Consider the following 15,962-nt stretch of genomic DNA (forward strand, 5'->3'; position numbering starts at 1 on the left):
CTTGCCGTCCATCGATTTCCGCCCGGCCTCTTGACATCGCGCCGGGAAGGACGATTCTTGTACCGATTGTTCGAAAAAACAACTCCCAGTCGGAGGTGATCGGCGTGCACGCACTGCGCTGGCACGCGAAAGACGAGCTGCGCCTGGACGAAGTGGGCGCACCGGCGACGCCACGGCCAGGCCAGGCGGTCATCGCCGTGTCGTACTGCGGGATCTGCGGAACGGACCTGCACGAGGTAGCCCACGGACCCAACCTCATCCGGCCCGGCGCACATCCGCTCACCGGGACGAAACCGCCGATCACCCTCGGGCACGAGATGAGCGGCACCGTCCTCGCGCTCGGCTCTCCGGCACCCGGGATCGAGGTCGGCACCCGGGTCGCGGTCGATCCCTGCCTGCGCTGCGGCGTCTGCCGCTGGTGCCGCCGCGGCGAGTACCACATCTGCGCGAAGGGCGGCTCGGTCGGCCTGGCCTCCGATGGCGGCTTCGCCTCGCACGCCACCGTCCCCGCCGAGGGCCTCGTCCCGATCCCTGACGGAGTCTCCGACGAGCACGCCGCCCTGGCCGAGCCTTTGGCGGTCGGCCTGCACGCCGTCCGGCGAGCCGCCGTCCAGCCCGGCGACAACGTGCTGCTGCTCGGCGCCGGCCCGATCGGCGTCGCCGCACTGCTGGCCGCCAAGCTCGCCGGCGCCGCCGGGATCTACGTCAGCGAGCCAGTCCCGGCCCGCGCCCGGACCGCAGCGGAACTCGGTGCCACGGAGGTCTACGACCCGGCCGCCGCCGACGTCCGGCGCGAGGTGTTCCTGCGCACCGGCCGCATCGGACCGGACGTCGTGGTCGAGGCCACGGGCCGCCCCGAGCTTGTCCGGCTGGCGGTGACGACCGTCCGCCGCGGCGGACGGGCCGTGCTCTGCGGGATCAGCGGCGCCGAGGCGTCCCTGCCGATCACCCAGATCGTCCCGTTCGAACGCACCGTCGTGGGCTCGCTCGGCTACAACTACGACATCCCCCGAGTCCTGGACCTCATGGCCGCCGGACGGCTCGACGCCGCCCCGCTGCTCACCGGGGTGCGCCCGCTCTCGGCAGGCGTGGACGCATTCGCCGAGCTGGCCGCCGATCGAGGCAGCCACCTCAAGATCCTCCTCGAACCCGGGCGGCCCTGATGCCGCACGACACGACCGCCACTGCGCAGCCCTCCAGGGCCGCACGACACCACACGGAGCACTGATGGACTTCGATCTGCCCGAAGAGACCGTCGCACTCAAGCAGCTCTGCCGGGACTTCGCCGCCAAGGAAATCGCCCCCTTCGCCGCCGAGTGGTCCGAGCGCTGCGAGTTCCCGACCGCGGTGTTCCGCCGGCTCGGCGAACTCGGGCTGATGGGCATGCTGGTGGACGAGAAGCACGGCGGCGCGGACGCCGGGTTCGTCTCCTACGTGGCCGCGATGGAGGAGTTCGGCGCGGCCGACCAGTCGGTTGCCTCCGCTTGGAACGCGCACTCCACCATCGCCGTGCTCCCGCTGGCGACGTTTGGCACTCACGAGCAGAAGGAACGCTGGCTGCGCCCGCTCGCGGAAGGCGAAGCACTCGGCGCGTTCGGCCTGACCGAACCGACCGCGGGCTCCGACGCGGCGGGCATCCGCACCCGGGCGTGCAGAGCCGACGACGGCTGGGTGCTGGACGGCACCAAGATGTTCATCAGCAACGCCGGCACTGAGATGAGCCTCGGCGTGACGGTCCTTGCCGTCACCGGCGAGAACGAGAACGGTTCGAAGCGCTTCGGCACCTTCTTCGTTCCCGACGGCACCGACGGTTACACGAAGGGGCAGCCGCTGAAGAAGCTGGGCTGGCACGCGCTTGATACTCGCGAACTGGTCTTCACCAACTGCTGGGTCAGCGACGACCACCTGATCGGCGAAGAAGGCAACGGACTCCGCCAGTTTCTCGAAGTCCTCGACGGGGGCCGGATCAGCGTCGCCGCCCTGTCGCTCTCCCTCGCTCAGAAGGCCCTCGACCTAGCCGTCCGCCACGCGAACGAACGCGAGCAGTTCGGCCGGCCGCTGCACCGCTTCCAAGCCGTCGGCCACAAACTCGCCGACATGGCGACCGAGATCGCCGCGGCCCGCTGGCTCGTCTACAACGCCGCGTGGCTCGCCGACCAAGGCCGCCCCTTCGGCACTGCCGCGGCGATGGCGAAGCTATACGCGTCCGAAGTCGCGAACCGCGCGGCGAGCGAAAGCCTCCAGATCCACGGCGGCTACGGCTTCATCCGCGAATCCACCATCTCCCGGTTCTACGCCGACGCCAAAATCCTCGAGATCGGCGAGGGTACGAGCGAAGTCCAGCGCAATGTAATCGCCCGCGCCCTCACTCAAACCACGAACTGGCCCATTTCAACCGGGCGATAATTTCGTAGTGCCGGAGGAGGTAGACAGCTTTAGCCTGGACCCTCGCTTGGGATTCCGTGTCGGCTCGCAATTTGGCACGGTTTACCAGCCCTTTCCGGCCGCAGGGCAGTCGATGGTCTGCTGGCGGTGCGGAGCGACGGCGTTGAGCCACGATCGAAGCTGAGACGTGGCTCAGGGCCGGAGCAGACACGGCCCGGGCGATGATAATGCGGCGACGCAGGGTGCCGCCTCTGGGCCGCAGCACGGAGCCCGGTTCGCGTTCACCGCCTGGCCAGCCCCGACGCACACCCAACGACCGACACCGCACGCTGCACCGCTGCCGCTCAATCTTGGGATCGGCTGCGCCCCAAGCTCACCCGCACCGGTGGCTAGGCCCGCCACGACAACCAACTGCCGAGCGTCGAGGGCACCGTGATCCGGCTGCAGGTCGAGCGACTGCCCGGTACCGGAAACTCGAAACCGTTTGCGGCTTTGGCATTCTGCCGTCACGAGCACGTCCGAACGGGTGTACCGGTTATGGCAGATGTTCTTGCGGCGCTTCGACCTGGAACAACCTTTTCTGGTTCCGCAAACAGACCCTGGGGTGGATCGCGCCCCGCCTGCGGACTCCCAAGACGCCCGATCGGTGCATCTGACTGATGCTGGGCACGCATACCCCGCTTCGACTGGCGCGCGGCATCGCCGAGGATGTCCGGCACTCCTGGGGAGCGCTCGGCACCGACACCCGCCCGGTTGTCACCGGCACGCATCCGGCCGGGATTTCGACGCGTCGGACCGGCCGCTGGGTCCCCCGCGAACCCGCCGACGGCGTCGTCCAGGTTCAGTTGACGCCCACCGGCCTGTCGTCGTTCCGCATCGACCGGGCCGCGCGCGAGCAGTGGCGCTCCATCGCCGAACGGGCGCCGGATGACGCCACCCGCCGACTACCTCCACCAGGTCTTCGAACCCACCGGACGCGCGATCGAGGGGCTGGAGAAAGCGTTGGCGGGTATGGGGCTGCTCGACGAAGCGTTCGCTCTCGACCTGCGTCGTCCCCAGGACTACTTCCACCGCATCTGGAGCCTGTCCTTCCGAGCGACCGAGCTCGCAGGCGGCTCCTTCCCCGTCAGCAACGACGATTCTTCGGAGCCTCAGCCGTGAACAGCCCTCACTGCTCGTCTCGCACGGCTGCGGCAACGGCGGCCCGACAAGAACGTACTGCTGCGGCAATCCAGCGCGTTCACGACGCCGTCGCGCGGATGCGCCGGGAGAAGACTCCGATCACCGCCGCTGGCGTCGCACGACGAGCTGGCGTCTCCCGAACTTTCCTCTACGAGAACCCCGACGCGCGAACTGCGCTCAGTACGACCAGAACGGCCGCAGCAACCCGACCGCGCAGCCACGGATGCTCGGCACGAAGCCGAAATCGAGGCCTCGTGGCGAGAACGAGCGCTCAACGCAGAGGCCACGCTGAAGACTGCCCACGAGGAGATTGTCAAGCAGCGCAAACACATCGGCGACTTGATGGGTCAGATTCGCGACATGGAGACCGAATGCACCGAAGATTCGATCCTCCGTATCACAACCGAGAACATCACGCTCGAACAACAGGTTCACCAGCTCACCGACGGCAACCAGAAACTTGATGACCGGCTGAAGGCTGCACGCTCGAACGTCCGATTCCATGAGCGGCGAATCGCCGAACTCGAAGTACAGCTACTCGATTCCACCGATCGGAGTTGACATGCAACCCCGTCCACACAGGTCCGACACAGTTCGTCGGCCAACCGGCTCAACCGTCAGAGGCCGTCATCGCCTCAACCACCGGATCATTGGCGCGCCAAGTCACCCACGCTTCTTCAGCCAGCTGTCGCTGATCGGCGCGAACTTGTTGATATCGAACATGATGCTTGACCAGCAGACTGTCGATAGTCTTCCAGATCCGCCGAAGGTGAAGGCCCAGGTCGATCGACAGCTCGGCTGCCGAGATAGGCCACGACCGACGCATCGGGTCCAGCTTTTCCAGAAGCCTGGCACCCTTGGGCACCGGATGACCGCCAGTATCGCAGTGGCCCCAGTACTCCTCGTTCGAGAACTTGCCGGTGAGCGTCCGCATCTGCTTCGGACTGAAGGAGTTTCGGATCTCGGCCGGAGTGCTCTGGCCCCACCGTCGCGCGTGATCGAGATCCTCGTCGAACAGCACAAGCAGATACTCGCACTCGATGAGCTGGCGAATCACCGCGCCCACAGCGTAGTAGCGGCGCTTCGCCACCATCGCTACTCCCGCGTCCGCCAGTTCAGTGCTCATGCTCGCGACCGTCGCTACCGCCCAAAGCAGCACAGCCTTTGCGGGGTCCGGCTTTTCGCCACGATCAGGCTGCACTGCCTTGCGGGCCGTGATCCACGAATCGATTGCGAACCAGTCTTCAATGTTGACCAATATGCCCAAGATCGTCGAAAGGAACTGCATTCGCGCAGCACCGTAACTCTCGTCGAGCAACGCCCGCCGAAAGTCATCACGGGCTTCGTCATCGAGTTCGTCACTGGTCGCCATGCCAGCAACGTAGTCACCCCGACACGTCGGTGCACACATCGGTCGCCGCATCGTGGCGAACATGTAAGCTTCGAATTAGCGCAGGTCACCGGTGTCGCACGGGTCGCCATGGTTGGTAAAACCAAAGAAGTCGCCGGATTCCGTCGTCTCGTCGTGCCGAGCCCGCCCGCGAACGGCAGAAACCAGGACTCTGCCCCGAATCCGGAAGTATATTGGGTGGCCGACGTTTCCCTGACGAAAGCCCTCCATCGCCGCAGCCGGTTGGACCTCGCAGGAGGACAACGATCTGACCGCAGTGCTCGGGCCGTACCTCGTCGCGTTTCTGCCTATCGGGTTCCCCGGTATCTCAAGCGCATGGCCGGTCGTCGGTTCTTCGCACAGCCCGTCAGAACCACCGTCAATTTCGCTCCGCAGCCAATCGCAAGCGGTCATCGGACGAAGACCGCTTCGCCGTCGCACGATCTCGTATCGACGAAGCAGACCGAGCATCGCCGAGCGGCGTGAGCCGTTAGTCGGTTCACGCTTCCATATCCAGCGGCTTCCTCAGGAGACTCCCGATGCCTTGGCCCATACTTTCCGCCCTGATGACCGGTGATTGCTGTCCACCGACAATTGTGCTTACCTCGCCATTTGGCGACTACCTACGCGACCCGCTTAGCATGTTCCAGAGCGTTGCCTCTTACCTGCGAGACCTAGTCCTGACGTTAGGACCATTCGGAGCGCCGGTCCTCGCCGTCGCCATCGCCGCGGCGTCGGCCGCGCGACTGCGGTGGCGACGCCGCTACCAGGAAAGGCTGGCCGCTGACGCACGTCTCGTAACTGTGCAGGCACCGCTGACGGTCGACCCAACCGGCGCGATCACGGTTTGGTCCAATCTGGTCGGGCTGCTTCGGCCCGGCTGGCTCCGCCGCTTCAGCGGGCAACCCCACGTCGGGTTCGAGCTGACATTCACCCCCGACGCCGTGCGCATCCGGTTCTGGGTACCCGGCCTCGTACCTCCCGGCATGGTCGAGCGCGCCATCGAAGCAGCCTGGCCAGGCGCCCACACCCGCACCTCTCCGGCCAGGCCGCCAATCCCGCGCACCGCAACCGGCCGCCGTGTCGAAGCCGTGGGAGGTGAGCTGCGGTTGGGCCGCTCGGAAGCGCTGCCCATCCGCACCGAGCACACGGTCGGCCCGATCCGGGCGCTGCTCGGCGCACCGGTAGGGCTCGGACCGCACGAACGCGCGTGCGTCCAAGTGCTGGCACGCCCCGTCGCCGGCCGCCGGGTGGGCAAAGCTCGGCGAGCGGCGCGCCGGGTGAACGCGGGCAGCTCCGCCAGCCTCACCAGCCGGCTGCTCGACCTCCTCGCCGACGTCATCTCGCCAGGGAAGACCTCCAGTGCCTCGACCAGCACGCGAAAACCGCAGCTGGATCGCCAGACCAGTCTCGAGTACGCCGCCCAAGACCGCGCTGTCGTGGACAAGCTGCGCGCCAACCAATTCGAAACCCTCATACGCTACGCCGTCGCGACCACCGTGCCCGCAGGTGCCACGTCAGCCGAAACTCAGCCCGTGCGCGAGGTGCTCAGCGGCCGCACGCATGCCATCGCGTCCGCGTTCGCCGCGTACTCCGAGCACAACTACTACCGCCGGGTCCGACTCCGCCGCCCGATCTCCGCACTGGCCAGCCGCCGGCTCAGCAAAGGAGACCTGCTCTCCATTCCCGAGCTGGCCGCCATCGCCCACCTGCCCACCGACGATGCCGCCCCGGGCTTGCAACGAGCAGGAGCGAAGGCCGTGTCGCCGCCTCCCGGCATCCCCACCACCGGCGATCGTGTCAAGACTCTCGGCGAGTCCGACTCCGGTCACCCGCGTCCCGTCGGCCTCTACGTCGCCGACGCCCGCCACCACATGCACGTCATCGGAGCCACCGGCTCAGGCAAGTCCGAACTGATGGCGCGAATGGCCCTCGACGACGCCGACGCCGACCGCGGCAGCGTCGTGATCGACCCAAAGGGCGACCTCGTCCAGGACATCCTGATGCGGCTACCCAAAAGACTCGGCGAAAAGGTCGTGCTCTTCGACGCAGACTCCCGCGCACGGCCGCCAGTGCTCAACCCTCTGGAAGGAACAGACAAGGCTCGCGCGGTCGACAACCTCGTCAGCATCTTCTCCCGGATCTACGCATCCTCCTGGGGCCCGCGCACCGACGACATCATGCGCGCCGGGTTGCTCACCCTCACCGCGATGCCGGGCACACCGACTCTAGTCGACCTGCCGAAACTGCTCACAGTTCCAGCGTTCCGGCAGCGCGTTTGCGACCAAATCGACGACGACGTGCTCAAAGGCTTCTGGACCGCCTACGAACGGATGTCGGAAGCCGGCCGCAGCCAGGATGCGACGGCGCGGCCGCGTGGCGGTCGGGTGGGGCACGGCGACTCCTTCTGATTATCGAAAACGATTGTCATGCCATACTATAGTGGTGATGGTCTCTCCACCTAGCCGGCTGTTCTCGTGGCGCATGCTGCGGGCCGCGTTGCTGCTTCTGGCGGTGCTGGTTGCCGTGTTGCTCTCGGTGGCGCTGGGACCACCGTGGATGTCGTTGTCCGCGCTGGTGGACGGCGCGCATTCGGCGGGCTCGGCCGATGCGTCGGTGGTGGTGTGGCAGTTGCGGGTGCCCCGGGCGGCCGTCGCGGTGGTCGCTGGGGGCGGGCTGGGCGTCGTGGGCCTGTTGATGCAGGACACGTTTCGCAATCCGCTCGCGGGTCCTGATCTGCTCGGGGCGGGTCCGGGTGCCGCATTGATGATGGCGCTGACGGTGGTGACCGGGTTGGGTGGTGCGTTCGTGGTCGGCCCGCTCCTGACGTTCGCGGGCGCTCTCGGCGGTTCCCTCCTCGTCCTGCTGCTGTCGTCGCGACAGCGCGACCCGGTGCGGTTCGCGGTCGTGGGTGCGGCCGTCTCGGCCGGGTTGACGGCGCCGACGATCGCGGTGATCAGTGTCGGTGCGCCGATGGCGACGGACGTGTTGTTCCGTTATGTCCTCGGGATGCTCGCCGGTCGGACGTGGACGATGGCCGTTCCCGTGTTCATCGGCGTCGGCGTGCTCGCGGTGTGTTCATGGTCAACGCTGCGGCCAGCCCGCCGGTGAAGGTCGGTACCCGCAGCAGCGAGAGGTCGAACATCGGGTGCGTCACCCGCGCCTCGATCAGGACGAACACGGCCAGGAGCACGAGCCCGGCGATCAGGGCACCCAGGGCAAGACCGTCGCCCCAGGAGGTTTCCCCGGCGCGGGTGATGCCGTAGACCAGGCCGAGCAGCCCAAGGGTGAAGGTGACGAAGCCGGGCCAGTCGACCCGCCGGCCGATGTCCGCCGGGCGGTCTGCCGGAACACCCCACAGGGCAACCAGAATCGCGGCGACGCCGACGGGGACGTTGATCAGTAGCACCGCCCGCCAGCCGATGCCGGACGTCAGCGCACCCCCGACGCTCGGACCGAGTCCGGTGGCCACCCCGGTGACCGCGCCCCACGCGCCGAACGCGGTGCCGCGCTCCTTGCCGTGGAAGTTGTGTGCGAGCAGCGACAGCGAGGTCGCGTACATCATCGCCCCGCCCACACCCTGCACGGCCCGGAACCCGATCAGCATCCCCGGCCCGCTCGCCAGCCCGCCACCGAGGGACGCTGCGGTGAACACGACCAGCCCGATCACGAAGACGCGCCGGTGCCCGAACAGATCCGCCAGCGCCCCCGAGGTCAGCAGCGTCGCGGACATCGCCAGCAGGTAAGCGTCGATCACCCACTGCGCCGCACCGAACCCCGCACCGAGATCGTGCTCGATCTGCGGCAGCGCGGTGATGACCTTCGTGACGTCCAGCAGCAGGAGGAACGTCCCTACACAGGACGCCACCAGCGCCCACCACTTGCGATCCATGAACCCACTCCCGCCCTTCTTCCGCTCCCCTCATGAGGGTGCCGAACGAGCACGCGGCGCGCGGACACAGTCGACAACGATTCCCGTTATCACCACTATAACGGAGAGACTTTCTCCATTAAAGGTGTGGCCGTACGAGTCGAGGTCACGCATCGGCATCGTCTCCCACGACGCCATTACGTCGCCCGAGGGAAAGGACGTCATCGCTCACGTAGCCCCGTGGGCGGCACGCACACGCTGGACAGGGAAGGCTCTACTCCTGTGCGGCGGCGAGCGTCGACAAAGATGGCGACAATCGACTCAGCCAGGGCGTCGACCGATAGCACGGCGCCGACCGACATCGCGCATCGCCGCCGCGATCTCGGCCTTCGACAACGCCCGCCCCGGAAGGCGCAGCTGCTCCGGTCTCGACCGCAGGCCTTCCAGCACCAAGGCCATACAACGACGCCACTGCTCAGCGTCCACATTCACGGTGTAGTCACGCACGGCGTCAACCATGACGTCGATGAGGAAGAGATCCGAACGCCCGACATCTTGTCGCAAGTACCCGTCCTCCTTCGCCCGGGCGATCAGCCGTTCCACCCCAGGCGACCTCCGCACCCGTCCTGCCGCGAAGTCCTCAGCACCCTCCGGCATGGTCATCACCACCGCGCGCAAGCCACGATCTGCGTCGATGAACGTATTCATCCGCTCCAGATACAGCACCAGTCCCTCCCAGGAGTCCTCCTGGGCCAGCGCCTCATCCACGATCCGGTCAAGCTGCTCAGCACGGTCCCGATACACCGCGTCGATCAACTCAACCCGGGACGAGAAGTTGCGATACATCGTCGCCACCCCGACCCCGGCATGACGCGCGATCTCGTCCAGCGTGACGTTCAGCCCGCGCTCGACGAACACCTCGCGCGCCGCCGCCAACAAACGCGCCTGGTTCTCCACCGCGTCCCGCCGCCGACGACGGGGAGGCGCAGAACCAGCGGAATCGGATATCGCCATGCCCCTCATTCTCCCTTGCAGACGACAACGGCACGGCACCAAGGCCACTGGCACCGCACGGAAGAGGCCACCGACGAAGCAGGGGGACTGTTCCAAGATCGGTGTTTCCGGCCCGACACGCCGGGCTGAGGTCCGGCGGGATGGGCACTGTGAGTGATGACATCGGACCTTGTGAGTCCACGCAAGCGTGACGAGAAGGCGGCGCGACTGTCGCCGGAGCAGGCTGCTGCGGCGGCGATGGTGGCCGAGGCCAAAGCGCGGGGGCTGGCGTTGACCGGCCCGGACGGCCTGCTGAAGCTGTTCACCAAGAACGTGCTGGAAACGGCACTGAACGAGGAAATGACCGAGCACCTCGGCCATGAGAAGAATCAGGCGGTGTCGGATCGGGAATCGACCAACGTGCGGAACGGAACTCGGTCGAAGACGGTGATCTCCGACGCTGCCGGCGAGGTGCGGGTCGAGGTTCCCCGGGATCGGGAAAGCACGTTCGAGCCCCAAATCGTCAAGAAGCGGCAGCGTCGGCTTGCCGACGTGGACGAGATCGTATTGTCGTTGCATGCGAAAGGGATGACTGCCGGCGAGATCTCCGCGCACTTCGGTGAGATCTACGGTGCGTCGGTAAGTAAGGAGACGATCTCACGGATCACCGACAAGGTTGTCGCCGAGATGCAGGAATGGGCCAGCCGCCCACTCGACGCGATCTACGCTGCAGTGTTCATCGACGCTATCCACGTCAAGGTGCGGGACGGCCAGGTCGCCAACCGGCCGGTCTATGCGGCCATCGGCGTGACCGTGGACGGGCAGAAGGACGTGCTCGGCCTGTGGATGGGTGTCGGTGGCGAGGGCGCGAAGTTCTGGATGAGCGTCCTGGTCGATCTGAAGAACCGCGGGGTTCGCGACGTGTTCTTCCTCGTCTGCGACGGCCTCAAAGGTCTGCCGGAGACCGTTGCGAACGTGTGGCCACAGACCATTGTTCAGACGTGCATCGTTCATTTGATCCGCAATACGTTCCGGTTGGCAGCGCGGCAGAACTGGGACGAGATCAAGCGGGACATCAAACCTATCTACACGGCGCCGAATCCTGACGCTGCACTCTCCGCACTGGACGAACTCGAGGAGAAATGGGGCAAGAAATATAGTGCGATGGTCCGGCTGCGGCGCAACGCGTGGGAAGAATTCGTGCCGTTCCTCGATTACGATGTTGAAATCCGAGGCATGATCTGCTCGACGAACGCAATCGAATCACTGAACGCCCGGTATCGGCGGGCGATCCGCGCGCGTGGACATTTCCCCACCGAACAAGCAGCCATGAAGTGTCTGTACCTTGTGACTCGCAGCCTGGACCCGACCGGGACCGGCCGCGCCCGATGGACGATGCGTTGGACGCCAGTCATCAACGCGTTCGCCATCACATTCGGTGACCGCTGACCGGGAGCCGAAACCTACTAACCGAACCGCCGGAAACACCGATCACGGGATAGACCCCCGCGACCGGCAGCATGTCTCGAACGGGCCCTGGTGGACGGCGGCGAGGCCGGGTTTGACGTAGCGCTGGACGCTGCGGCGGTCGTAGCCGAGCCTGATCCGGCCGGTTTCGGGGCGGATGCTGCGGGTTGTTCCGCCGGCTAGCGCGGCATGCCCGCCCGCACCGCAAAATCCTATATCGCCCAAATAGAGCCTTGTCGACATTCCCGGCTCGGCGCGACGATACACCTGATGCGGCGGGGGAATTCGCGGAGGTCTCGAGGAGGGCGCGGTCGCCGGATCGAGGACGGGGATCTTGTGCGGAAGGTGTCGGCCCGACGGGCTGGAACCTCGGATGCGCGGTAATTTCCGCGAGATTCTCAGGATGCAGATAAAGGTCGTGCAGATAAAGGCGCCGGAGGGAAGCGGGGCGTAATCATGATTTCCAGAATGGTGGCGGCGAAGGCAGCCGCGGCGGCGCTAAGTTCGCGCGAGCATGCGCGGTAGCGGGAATCGTCGCGTCGGCAGTGGCGGTGTCGGGCGGGACGGCCGGCGCGGAGAGTCTCGGTCGGCAGGCGGAGGCCGGTCCGGCGAGAGTCCTGTCGTATTTCGAGTACGGCCGGTATTCCACCGTGGACGAGTGCGTCGCCTACGGGCAGGGCTACGTGAACGCGCACCCCGGGTCGTCCGGTTTCTCCTGCATCGCCGACGGCCCGTCGAACTCGTGGATCCTGTACGTCGACGACGGGATCACCGACTGACCGGAGAGCCCCGCCCGGCGTCCTCGCCGTCGCAGCCCGCCGGATCGCAGGATACGGTGCCGGTCCATGCCCGTTGAGAACAGGCTCAGCCTGGAGCGTCTCCGCGAGATCCTGGACCGGCTCGGCCGCTACCTGCCGCCGGCCGAGGACGACGCCCAGCCTCACCTCGGCAGCGTGGTGGAGATCGTCGGCGCGGTCGCCTCCAGCGAGCCCGGGTTCGACGAGGCCCACCGCGCAGCAGGGCTCCCCACCGCGAGCGAGGTCACCGCCGCCGACGTCGCTGCCGCGCTGATGCTCGTCCCGGAGGTGCGCGCAGACCTCGACGCCGCCGAGCGGCGACTGATCGACGCGGGCCTCGACCGGGGCGAGTCGTTCGCGACGCTCGCCCGCGCGCGCGGGATGTCCCGGGAGGGCATGCACCGGCACTACCTCCGACTGGGCAGGACTCGCCCGAAGACAGAAAACACGTGAACCCGCCCAGAGCCCGAGCAACCCCGGGAGCGCAATCACCGACGCGTTCCAGGCCCGCACCAGCTCCTCCAGCGCCACGTCGATCAGATCGGCCGGCGCGGGCCGGCAGTCCACGCCCGCCCTCCTTCCATTTTCGTCCTAAATTCGATTCGTCCTCAATTCGATGGGAGTTGCGCCAGCGTTTCTGACGCCGCGCTGAGTCCATGTCCCACAACGGTTTCCCGAACCAGGTGCGCACCTGTTCCAGGTGTCCGACGTCCGAGCCGATAATGCCGTCGGCTAGCCCGGCCGAGGCGCGGGCGAGCACGAACCCGGCCAGCACGTCGGTCTCCAGCCGCGCCAGCTCGTCCGGGTTCGCCGAAGGCCGCAGCTCGCGCAAGTCCTGAACCACCGCCAGACTCAACCGCGTCTCCTCGTCTTCAGTCCAGATGCGTGATGCTCGACCTATCCGAGGTAGGATCACCCAGGCTGAAGTTGAGTCAGAACGACAGATGATCACCCAAAGGAGTGGGAACGCACTGGTCCTGGGCGGAACGGGCCAACAGGTGGGTCTTCGCAGACCCGACCCCCTTCGACGAGCCGATCCCCGGCCGCGGACCGCTCGGCCTGTACTGGCTGCCCGCCGACTGGCGGATCATGGACTGACCTGCCGACCCTGGCTTAGCGCCAACCGCTGTACCGCTGCTACTTCTGCCGCCAATTGCAGCAGATGCGAATTCGCGACAGTTTGCGAACCAGCTGCACGGTGGACGTCGAAGTAGCCGCCTGACCAGCGGTAAGATCCCTGGAGTACGGCGACCATACCGCCCCGCCTCCCGGGCGATGAGACCAGCGGCTGTCACTCGTCCGGTTGGTTGTCCTGCGATTTTCCGGGCAACTCGCATCGGATGCGGTTTTATCGCGTTCAACGCGAGTGACGGAGGGTGGTGGCCGGTGAGGCCAATCGGTGTGGCTCCGGGTGCGGCGAGCCTGCACCTGGTGGACGGGGTGTCGCTGCTGCGGCCCGAGGACCAGGTCTTCGATGCGATGTTGTTGGGCTTCGCGAACCAGCAGTTGGCGCGGAACTTGGCCCGGTCGACGGTCGAGAGAACACGGTGCGCGCGTTCGCCCACTACGTGAACGCGTTCCCGTGGCAGTGTTCGGCGGCGATGGTCGACGAGTGGCTCGGCGATCTGCGGTCGCTGCGGGAGTTGAAGCGCTCGACGATCCGCTCGTACTCCGAGGCTGTCCGGGCGTTCTGCCACTTCTCCACCGACCCGGCCTACGAGTGGTCGCAAACCTGTGAGCAGCGGTTCGGCACGCACCCGATCCAGGTGGTGCACGAGTGGAACACCGCTGCGCACGTCCAGGTCAACGAGGCGGACCCGAAGAAACGGGCCTTCACCAAGAACGAGCTGAACGACTTCTTCGCCCTCTGCGACGATCAGGTGGCCCGCATCCGTGCGTTCGGCCGGAAGGGCTGGCTGCCCGCGTTCCGCGACGCAACGCTATTCAAGACCGCGTACGCCTTTGGCTTGCGGCGCTACGAAACCAGGATGCTGGACGCCTTCGACTTCGCTCGCAGCGTCGATGGGCCGGAGTTCGGCGAGTACGGGTTGTGCCGTGTCCGGTTCGGCAAGGCGAAGAAGGGATCGCCGCCCAAGCAGCGCAGCGTCATGACGGTCTGGAAGTGGACGCCGGACATCCTCGAGGAGTGGTTCACCGAGATCCGGCCGCTGTTCGGCATCGACGGCAACCCGGCCGCCTGGCCGTCCGAGCGCGGGATGCGCGTCGGCCGCCAGCGGCTCAACTCCCGATTCGTGGCCTACCGCAAGGAACTCGGTCTGGACGACGGAGTCGATTTCCATTCGCTGCGGAGGGCTTACGTGACGCATCTGATCGAGGCCGGGTGGGACCCGCGGTTCGTGCAGGAGCAGGTCGGTCACGAGCACGCGAGCACAACTTCCATATACACCTGCGTTTCCTCGGACTTCCGCCGCCGCACCCTGCGGCGTCACCTCGACGCGACAGTCGCCGAGGCACTGGGCGGACAGGAAACCCAGGCATGAAGCGGAAAATCGGCTATTCCTGGCGGCTGCGGGAAGTGATGGCCACCCGCAAGATCTACACCGCCACCGAACTCGTCCCGCTGCTGAAAGACCGCGGCATCGGCCTGTCCGCCTCCCAAGTCCACCGGCTGGTCTCCGGCACCCCCGAGCGGCTCTCGCTGCAAGTGCTGTCGGCGTTCTGCGACATCCTCGGCTGCACCCCGGCCGACCTGGTCACCACCACCGCCGAGAACGCCGGCGTCCGCAAGACCGCCACCGACGACCAGCCAGCACCGCCCTCGACCGTCGCCAAGCTGCGGCCCCGGCCAGCCCGAATCCTCGACGAATGAGCCGCGCCTACGCCACGGACGAGCAGTACGAACGCTGGTTCATCACCAACTGCTGTCACTGCGGTCGCCGTCGACACAAAGCCGGAAGCTGGCCCGACGGCCACGTCTGCCGCACCTGCCTTGATCGGGCGCTGCGCGTCCGCGGACGGTGTCCCGGCTGCGGCGACGAACGCGTGCTCCCCGGCCTGCGCGACGACGGCCTCGCGATCTGCACCGACTGCGCCGGGTTCACCGCCTCGTTCCGATGCAGCCGCTGCCCCGAAGAGGGCAAGCTGCACCGCGGACGGTTGTGCACCCGCTGCGCCCTGCACGATCGGCTCGTCGATCTCCTCGGCGATGGCTCCGGCGAGATCTGTCCCGAACTCGCGCCGTTGGCGACGTCGCTGCTCGACGCGCCCCGCCCGTTGTCCATCCTGAACTGGCTTTACACCCGCAAGGGCAAACCCGAATCGCCCGAATCGCTGCTGCGGCAGCTGGGCCGCGGCGAGATCGCGCTGACGCACGAGGCATTCCACACCCTGCAACCCTGGCGGGCCGCCGCCCACCTGCGCGAACTCCTCATGGCCTGCGACGTCCTGCCACAGCTGGACAAGCAGATCTGCTCGCTGGAGCGCTGGCTGATCGGCCACCTCGACACGATCACCGACCCCGGCCACGCCCAGCTCGTCCATCAGTTCGCCACCTGGGAAGTCCTGCCACGACTGCGGAACCGCGCCGAGAACACGCTACTGACTCCGGCGAACCGACGCTTCGCGGGGGAGCAGATCAAGCTGACCACGCAGTTCCTCACCTGGCTCGCCGAGCAGGATCGCTCCCTCGAAACCTGCCGCCAGGCCGACATCGACACCTGGCACGCCCACCACAGCGAGCACGAACGCAGCCGCGTCCGCGGTTTCCTTCTCTGGGCCATGGCCAGCAAGCTGACCCGGTCACTTCGGCTGCCTGGCCCGTAAGTCAAGCGGAACGCCCCGCTGCCGCCGCACGAGCGGATGGCACTACTGGGGTGCCTGCTCTCCGAGCCCGAACTGCCATTGCGGTCCCGGGTTG

General features: G+C 66.8%; 16 protein-coding genes and 2 pseudogenes. 14 read left to right on the forward strand and 4 right to left on the reverse strand.

The annotated features are described in order from the left end of the window. Nucleotides 1-104 precede the first annotated feature (104 nt). From DMP23_RS47015 to DMP23_RS48210, 4 genes and pseudogenes are all read left to right on the forward strand, one after another. Nucleotides 105-1,163, forward strand: a complete 1,059-nt coding sequence (locus DMP23_RS47015; protein ID WP_337825170.1) for an alcohol dehydrogenase catalytic domain-containing protein — start codon at nt 105-107, stop codon at nt 1,161-1,163. A 64-nt stretch (nt 1,164-1,227) separates the two neighbouring features. After that, nucleotides 1,228-2,406, forward strand: coding sequence for an acyl-CoA dehydrogenase family protein (locus DMP23_RS47020; protein WP_337825171.1), 1,179 nt, complete (start codon nt 1,228-1,230; stop codon nt 2,404-2,406). A gap of 906 nt (nt 2,407-3,312) precedes the next feature. Next, a complete protein-coding gene (locus DMP23_RS47025; RefSeq protein WP_337825172.1) occupies nt 3,313-3,546 on the forward strand; it encodes a hypothetical protein in 234 nt (77 codons plus the stop codon). A 98-nt stretch (nt 3,547-3,644) separates the two neighbouring features. Next, nucleotides 3,645-3,701: pseudogene (locus DMP23_RS48210) on the forward strand (hypothetical protein); the annotation flags it as partial. Nucleotides 3,702-3,744: 43 nt separating this feature from the next. On the opposite strand, the gene DMP23_RS47030 reads toward DMP23_RS48210, so the two are convergent. Together DMP23_RS47030 and DMP23_RS47035 are read right to left on the reverse strand one after the other, a co-directional pair. After that, entirely contained in the window at nt 3,745-4,071 is a 327-nt protein-coding gene (locus DMP23_RS47030) for a hypothetical protein (protein WP_337825173.1), read from the reverse strand. Nucleotides 4,072-4,177: 106 nt separating this feature from the next. Further along, a complete protein-coding gene (locus DMP23_RS47035) occupies nt 4,178-4,939 on the reverse strand; it encodes a hypothetical protein (RefSeq protein WP_337825174.1) in 762 nt (253 codons plus the stop codon). Between the two features lie 120 nt (nt 4,940-5,059). Here DMP23_RS47035 and DMP23_RS48215 point away from each other — a divergent pair. The 3 genes and pseudogenes from DMP23_RS48215 to DMP23_RS47045 form a co-directional block, all read left to right on the forward strand. Continuing rightward, nucleotides 5,060-5,311, forward strand: a pseudogene (locus DMP23_RS48215) (GP88 family protein); the annotation flags it as partial. A gap of 449 nt (nt 5,312-5,760) precedes the next feature. Beyond that, entirely contained in the window at nt 5,761-7,368 is a 1,608-nt protein-coding gene (locus tag DMP23_RS47040) for a helicase HerA domain-containing protein (RefSeq protein ID WP_443111386.1), read from the forward strand. Nucleotides 7,369-7,405: 37 nt separating this feature from the next. Further along, nucleotides 7,406-8,068 (forward strand): iron chelate uptake ABC transporter family permease subunit, encoded by a 663-nt coding sequence (locus DMP23_RS47045; protein ID WP_337825176.1) that lies wholly within the window; start codon nt 7,406-7,408, stop codon nt 8,066-8,068. Here the strand turns inward: DMP23_RS47045 and DMP23_RS47050 are convergent. Both DMP23_RS47050 and DMP23_RS47055 read right to left on the reverse strand, forming a co-directional pair. Beyond that, entirely contained in the window at nt 8,007-8,849 is an 843-nt protein-coding gene (locus tag DMP23_RS47050; RefSeq protein WP_337825177.1) for an MFS transporter, read from the reverse strand. The two genes, DMP23_RS47045 and DMP23_RS47050, sit on opposite strands and share 62 nt — an antisense overlap. Before the next feature lie 300 nt (nt 8,850-9,149). Continuing rightward, a complete protein-coding gene (locus tag DMP23_RS47055; protein ID WP_337825178.1) occupies nt 9,150-9,842 on the reverse strand; it encodes a TetR/AcrR family transcriptional regulator in 693 nt (230 codons plus the stop codon). A 156-nt stretch (nt 9,843-9,998) separates the two neighbouring features. Here DMP23_RS47055 and DMP23_RS47060 point away from each other — a divergent pair, with 156 nt between their 5' ends. The 7 genes from DMP23_RS47060 (at nt 9,999) to DMP23_RS47090 (ending at nt 15,868) form a co-directional block, all read left to right on the forward strand. Beyond that, the gene (locus tag DMP23_RS47060) at nt 9,999-11,270 is read left to right on the forward strand and encodes an IS256 family transposase (RefSeq protein WP_337825179.1); all 1,272 of its coding nucleotides are present in this window, start codon (nt 9,999-10,001) and stop codon (nt 11,268-11,270) included. 569 nt (nt 11,271-11,839) lie between these two features. After that, entirely contained in the window at nt 11,840-12,067 is a 228-nt protein-coding gene (locus DMP23_RS47065; protein ID WP_337822036.1) for a hypothetical protein, read from the forward strand. A 66-nt stretch (nt 12,068-12,133) separates the two neighbouring features. Then, on the forward strand, nt 12,134-12,538 hold the full coding sequence (locus DMP23_RS47070) for a hypothetical protein (protein WP_337822037.1): 405 nt from the start codon (nt 12,134-12,136) through the stop codon (nt 12,536-12,538). Between the two features lie 507 nt (nt 12,539-13,045). Beyond that, nucleotides 13,046-13,183 (forward strand): hypothetical protein, encoded by a 138-nt coding sequence (locus DMP23_RS47075; RefSeq protein WP_337825180.1) that lies wholly within the window; start codon nt 13,046-13,048, stop codon nt 13,181-13,183. 449 nt (nt 13,184-13,632) lie between these two features. Continuing rightward, a complete protein-coding gene (locus DMP23_RS47080; protein ID WP_337825181.1) occupies nt 13,633-14,586 on the forward strand; it encodes a tyrosine-type recombinase/integrase in 954 nt (317 codons plus the stop codon). Then, the gene (locus DMP23_RS47085; RefSeq protein WP_337825182.1) at nt 14,583-14,915 is read left to right on the forward strand and encodes a helix-turn-helix domain-containing protein; all 333 of its coding nucleotides are present in this window, start codon (nt 14,583-14,585) and stop codon (nt 14,913-14,915) included. The genes DMP23_RS47080 and DMP23_RS47085 overlap by 4 nt, the downstream gene beginning before the upstream one ends. Then, a complete protein-coding gene (locus DMP23_RS47090) occupies nt 14,912-15,868 on the forward strand; it encodes a hypothetical protein (protein ID WP_337825183.1) in 957 nt (318 codons plus the stop codon). The genes DMP23_RS47085 and DMP23_RS47090 overlap by 4 nt, the downstream gene beginning before the upstream one ends. Nucleotides 15,869-15,962 lie beyond the last annotated feature (94 nt).

It is taken from the genome of Amycolatopsis sp. A1MSW2902, assembly GCF_017312175.1.
Taxonomy (GTDB): domain Bacteria; phylum Actinomycetota; class Actinomycetes; order Mycobacteriales; family Pseudonocardiaceae; genus Amycolatopsis; species Amycolatopsis nivea.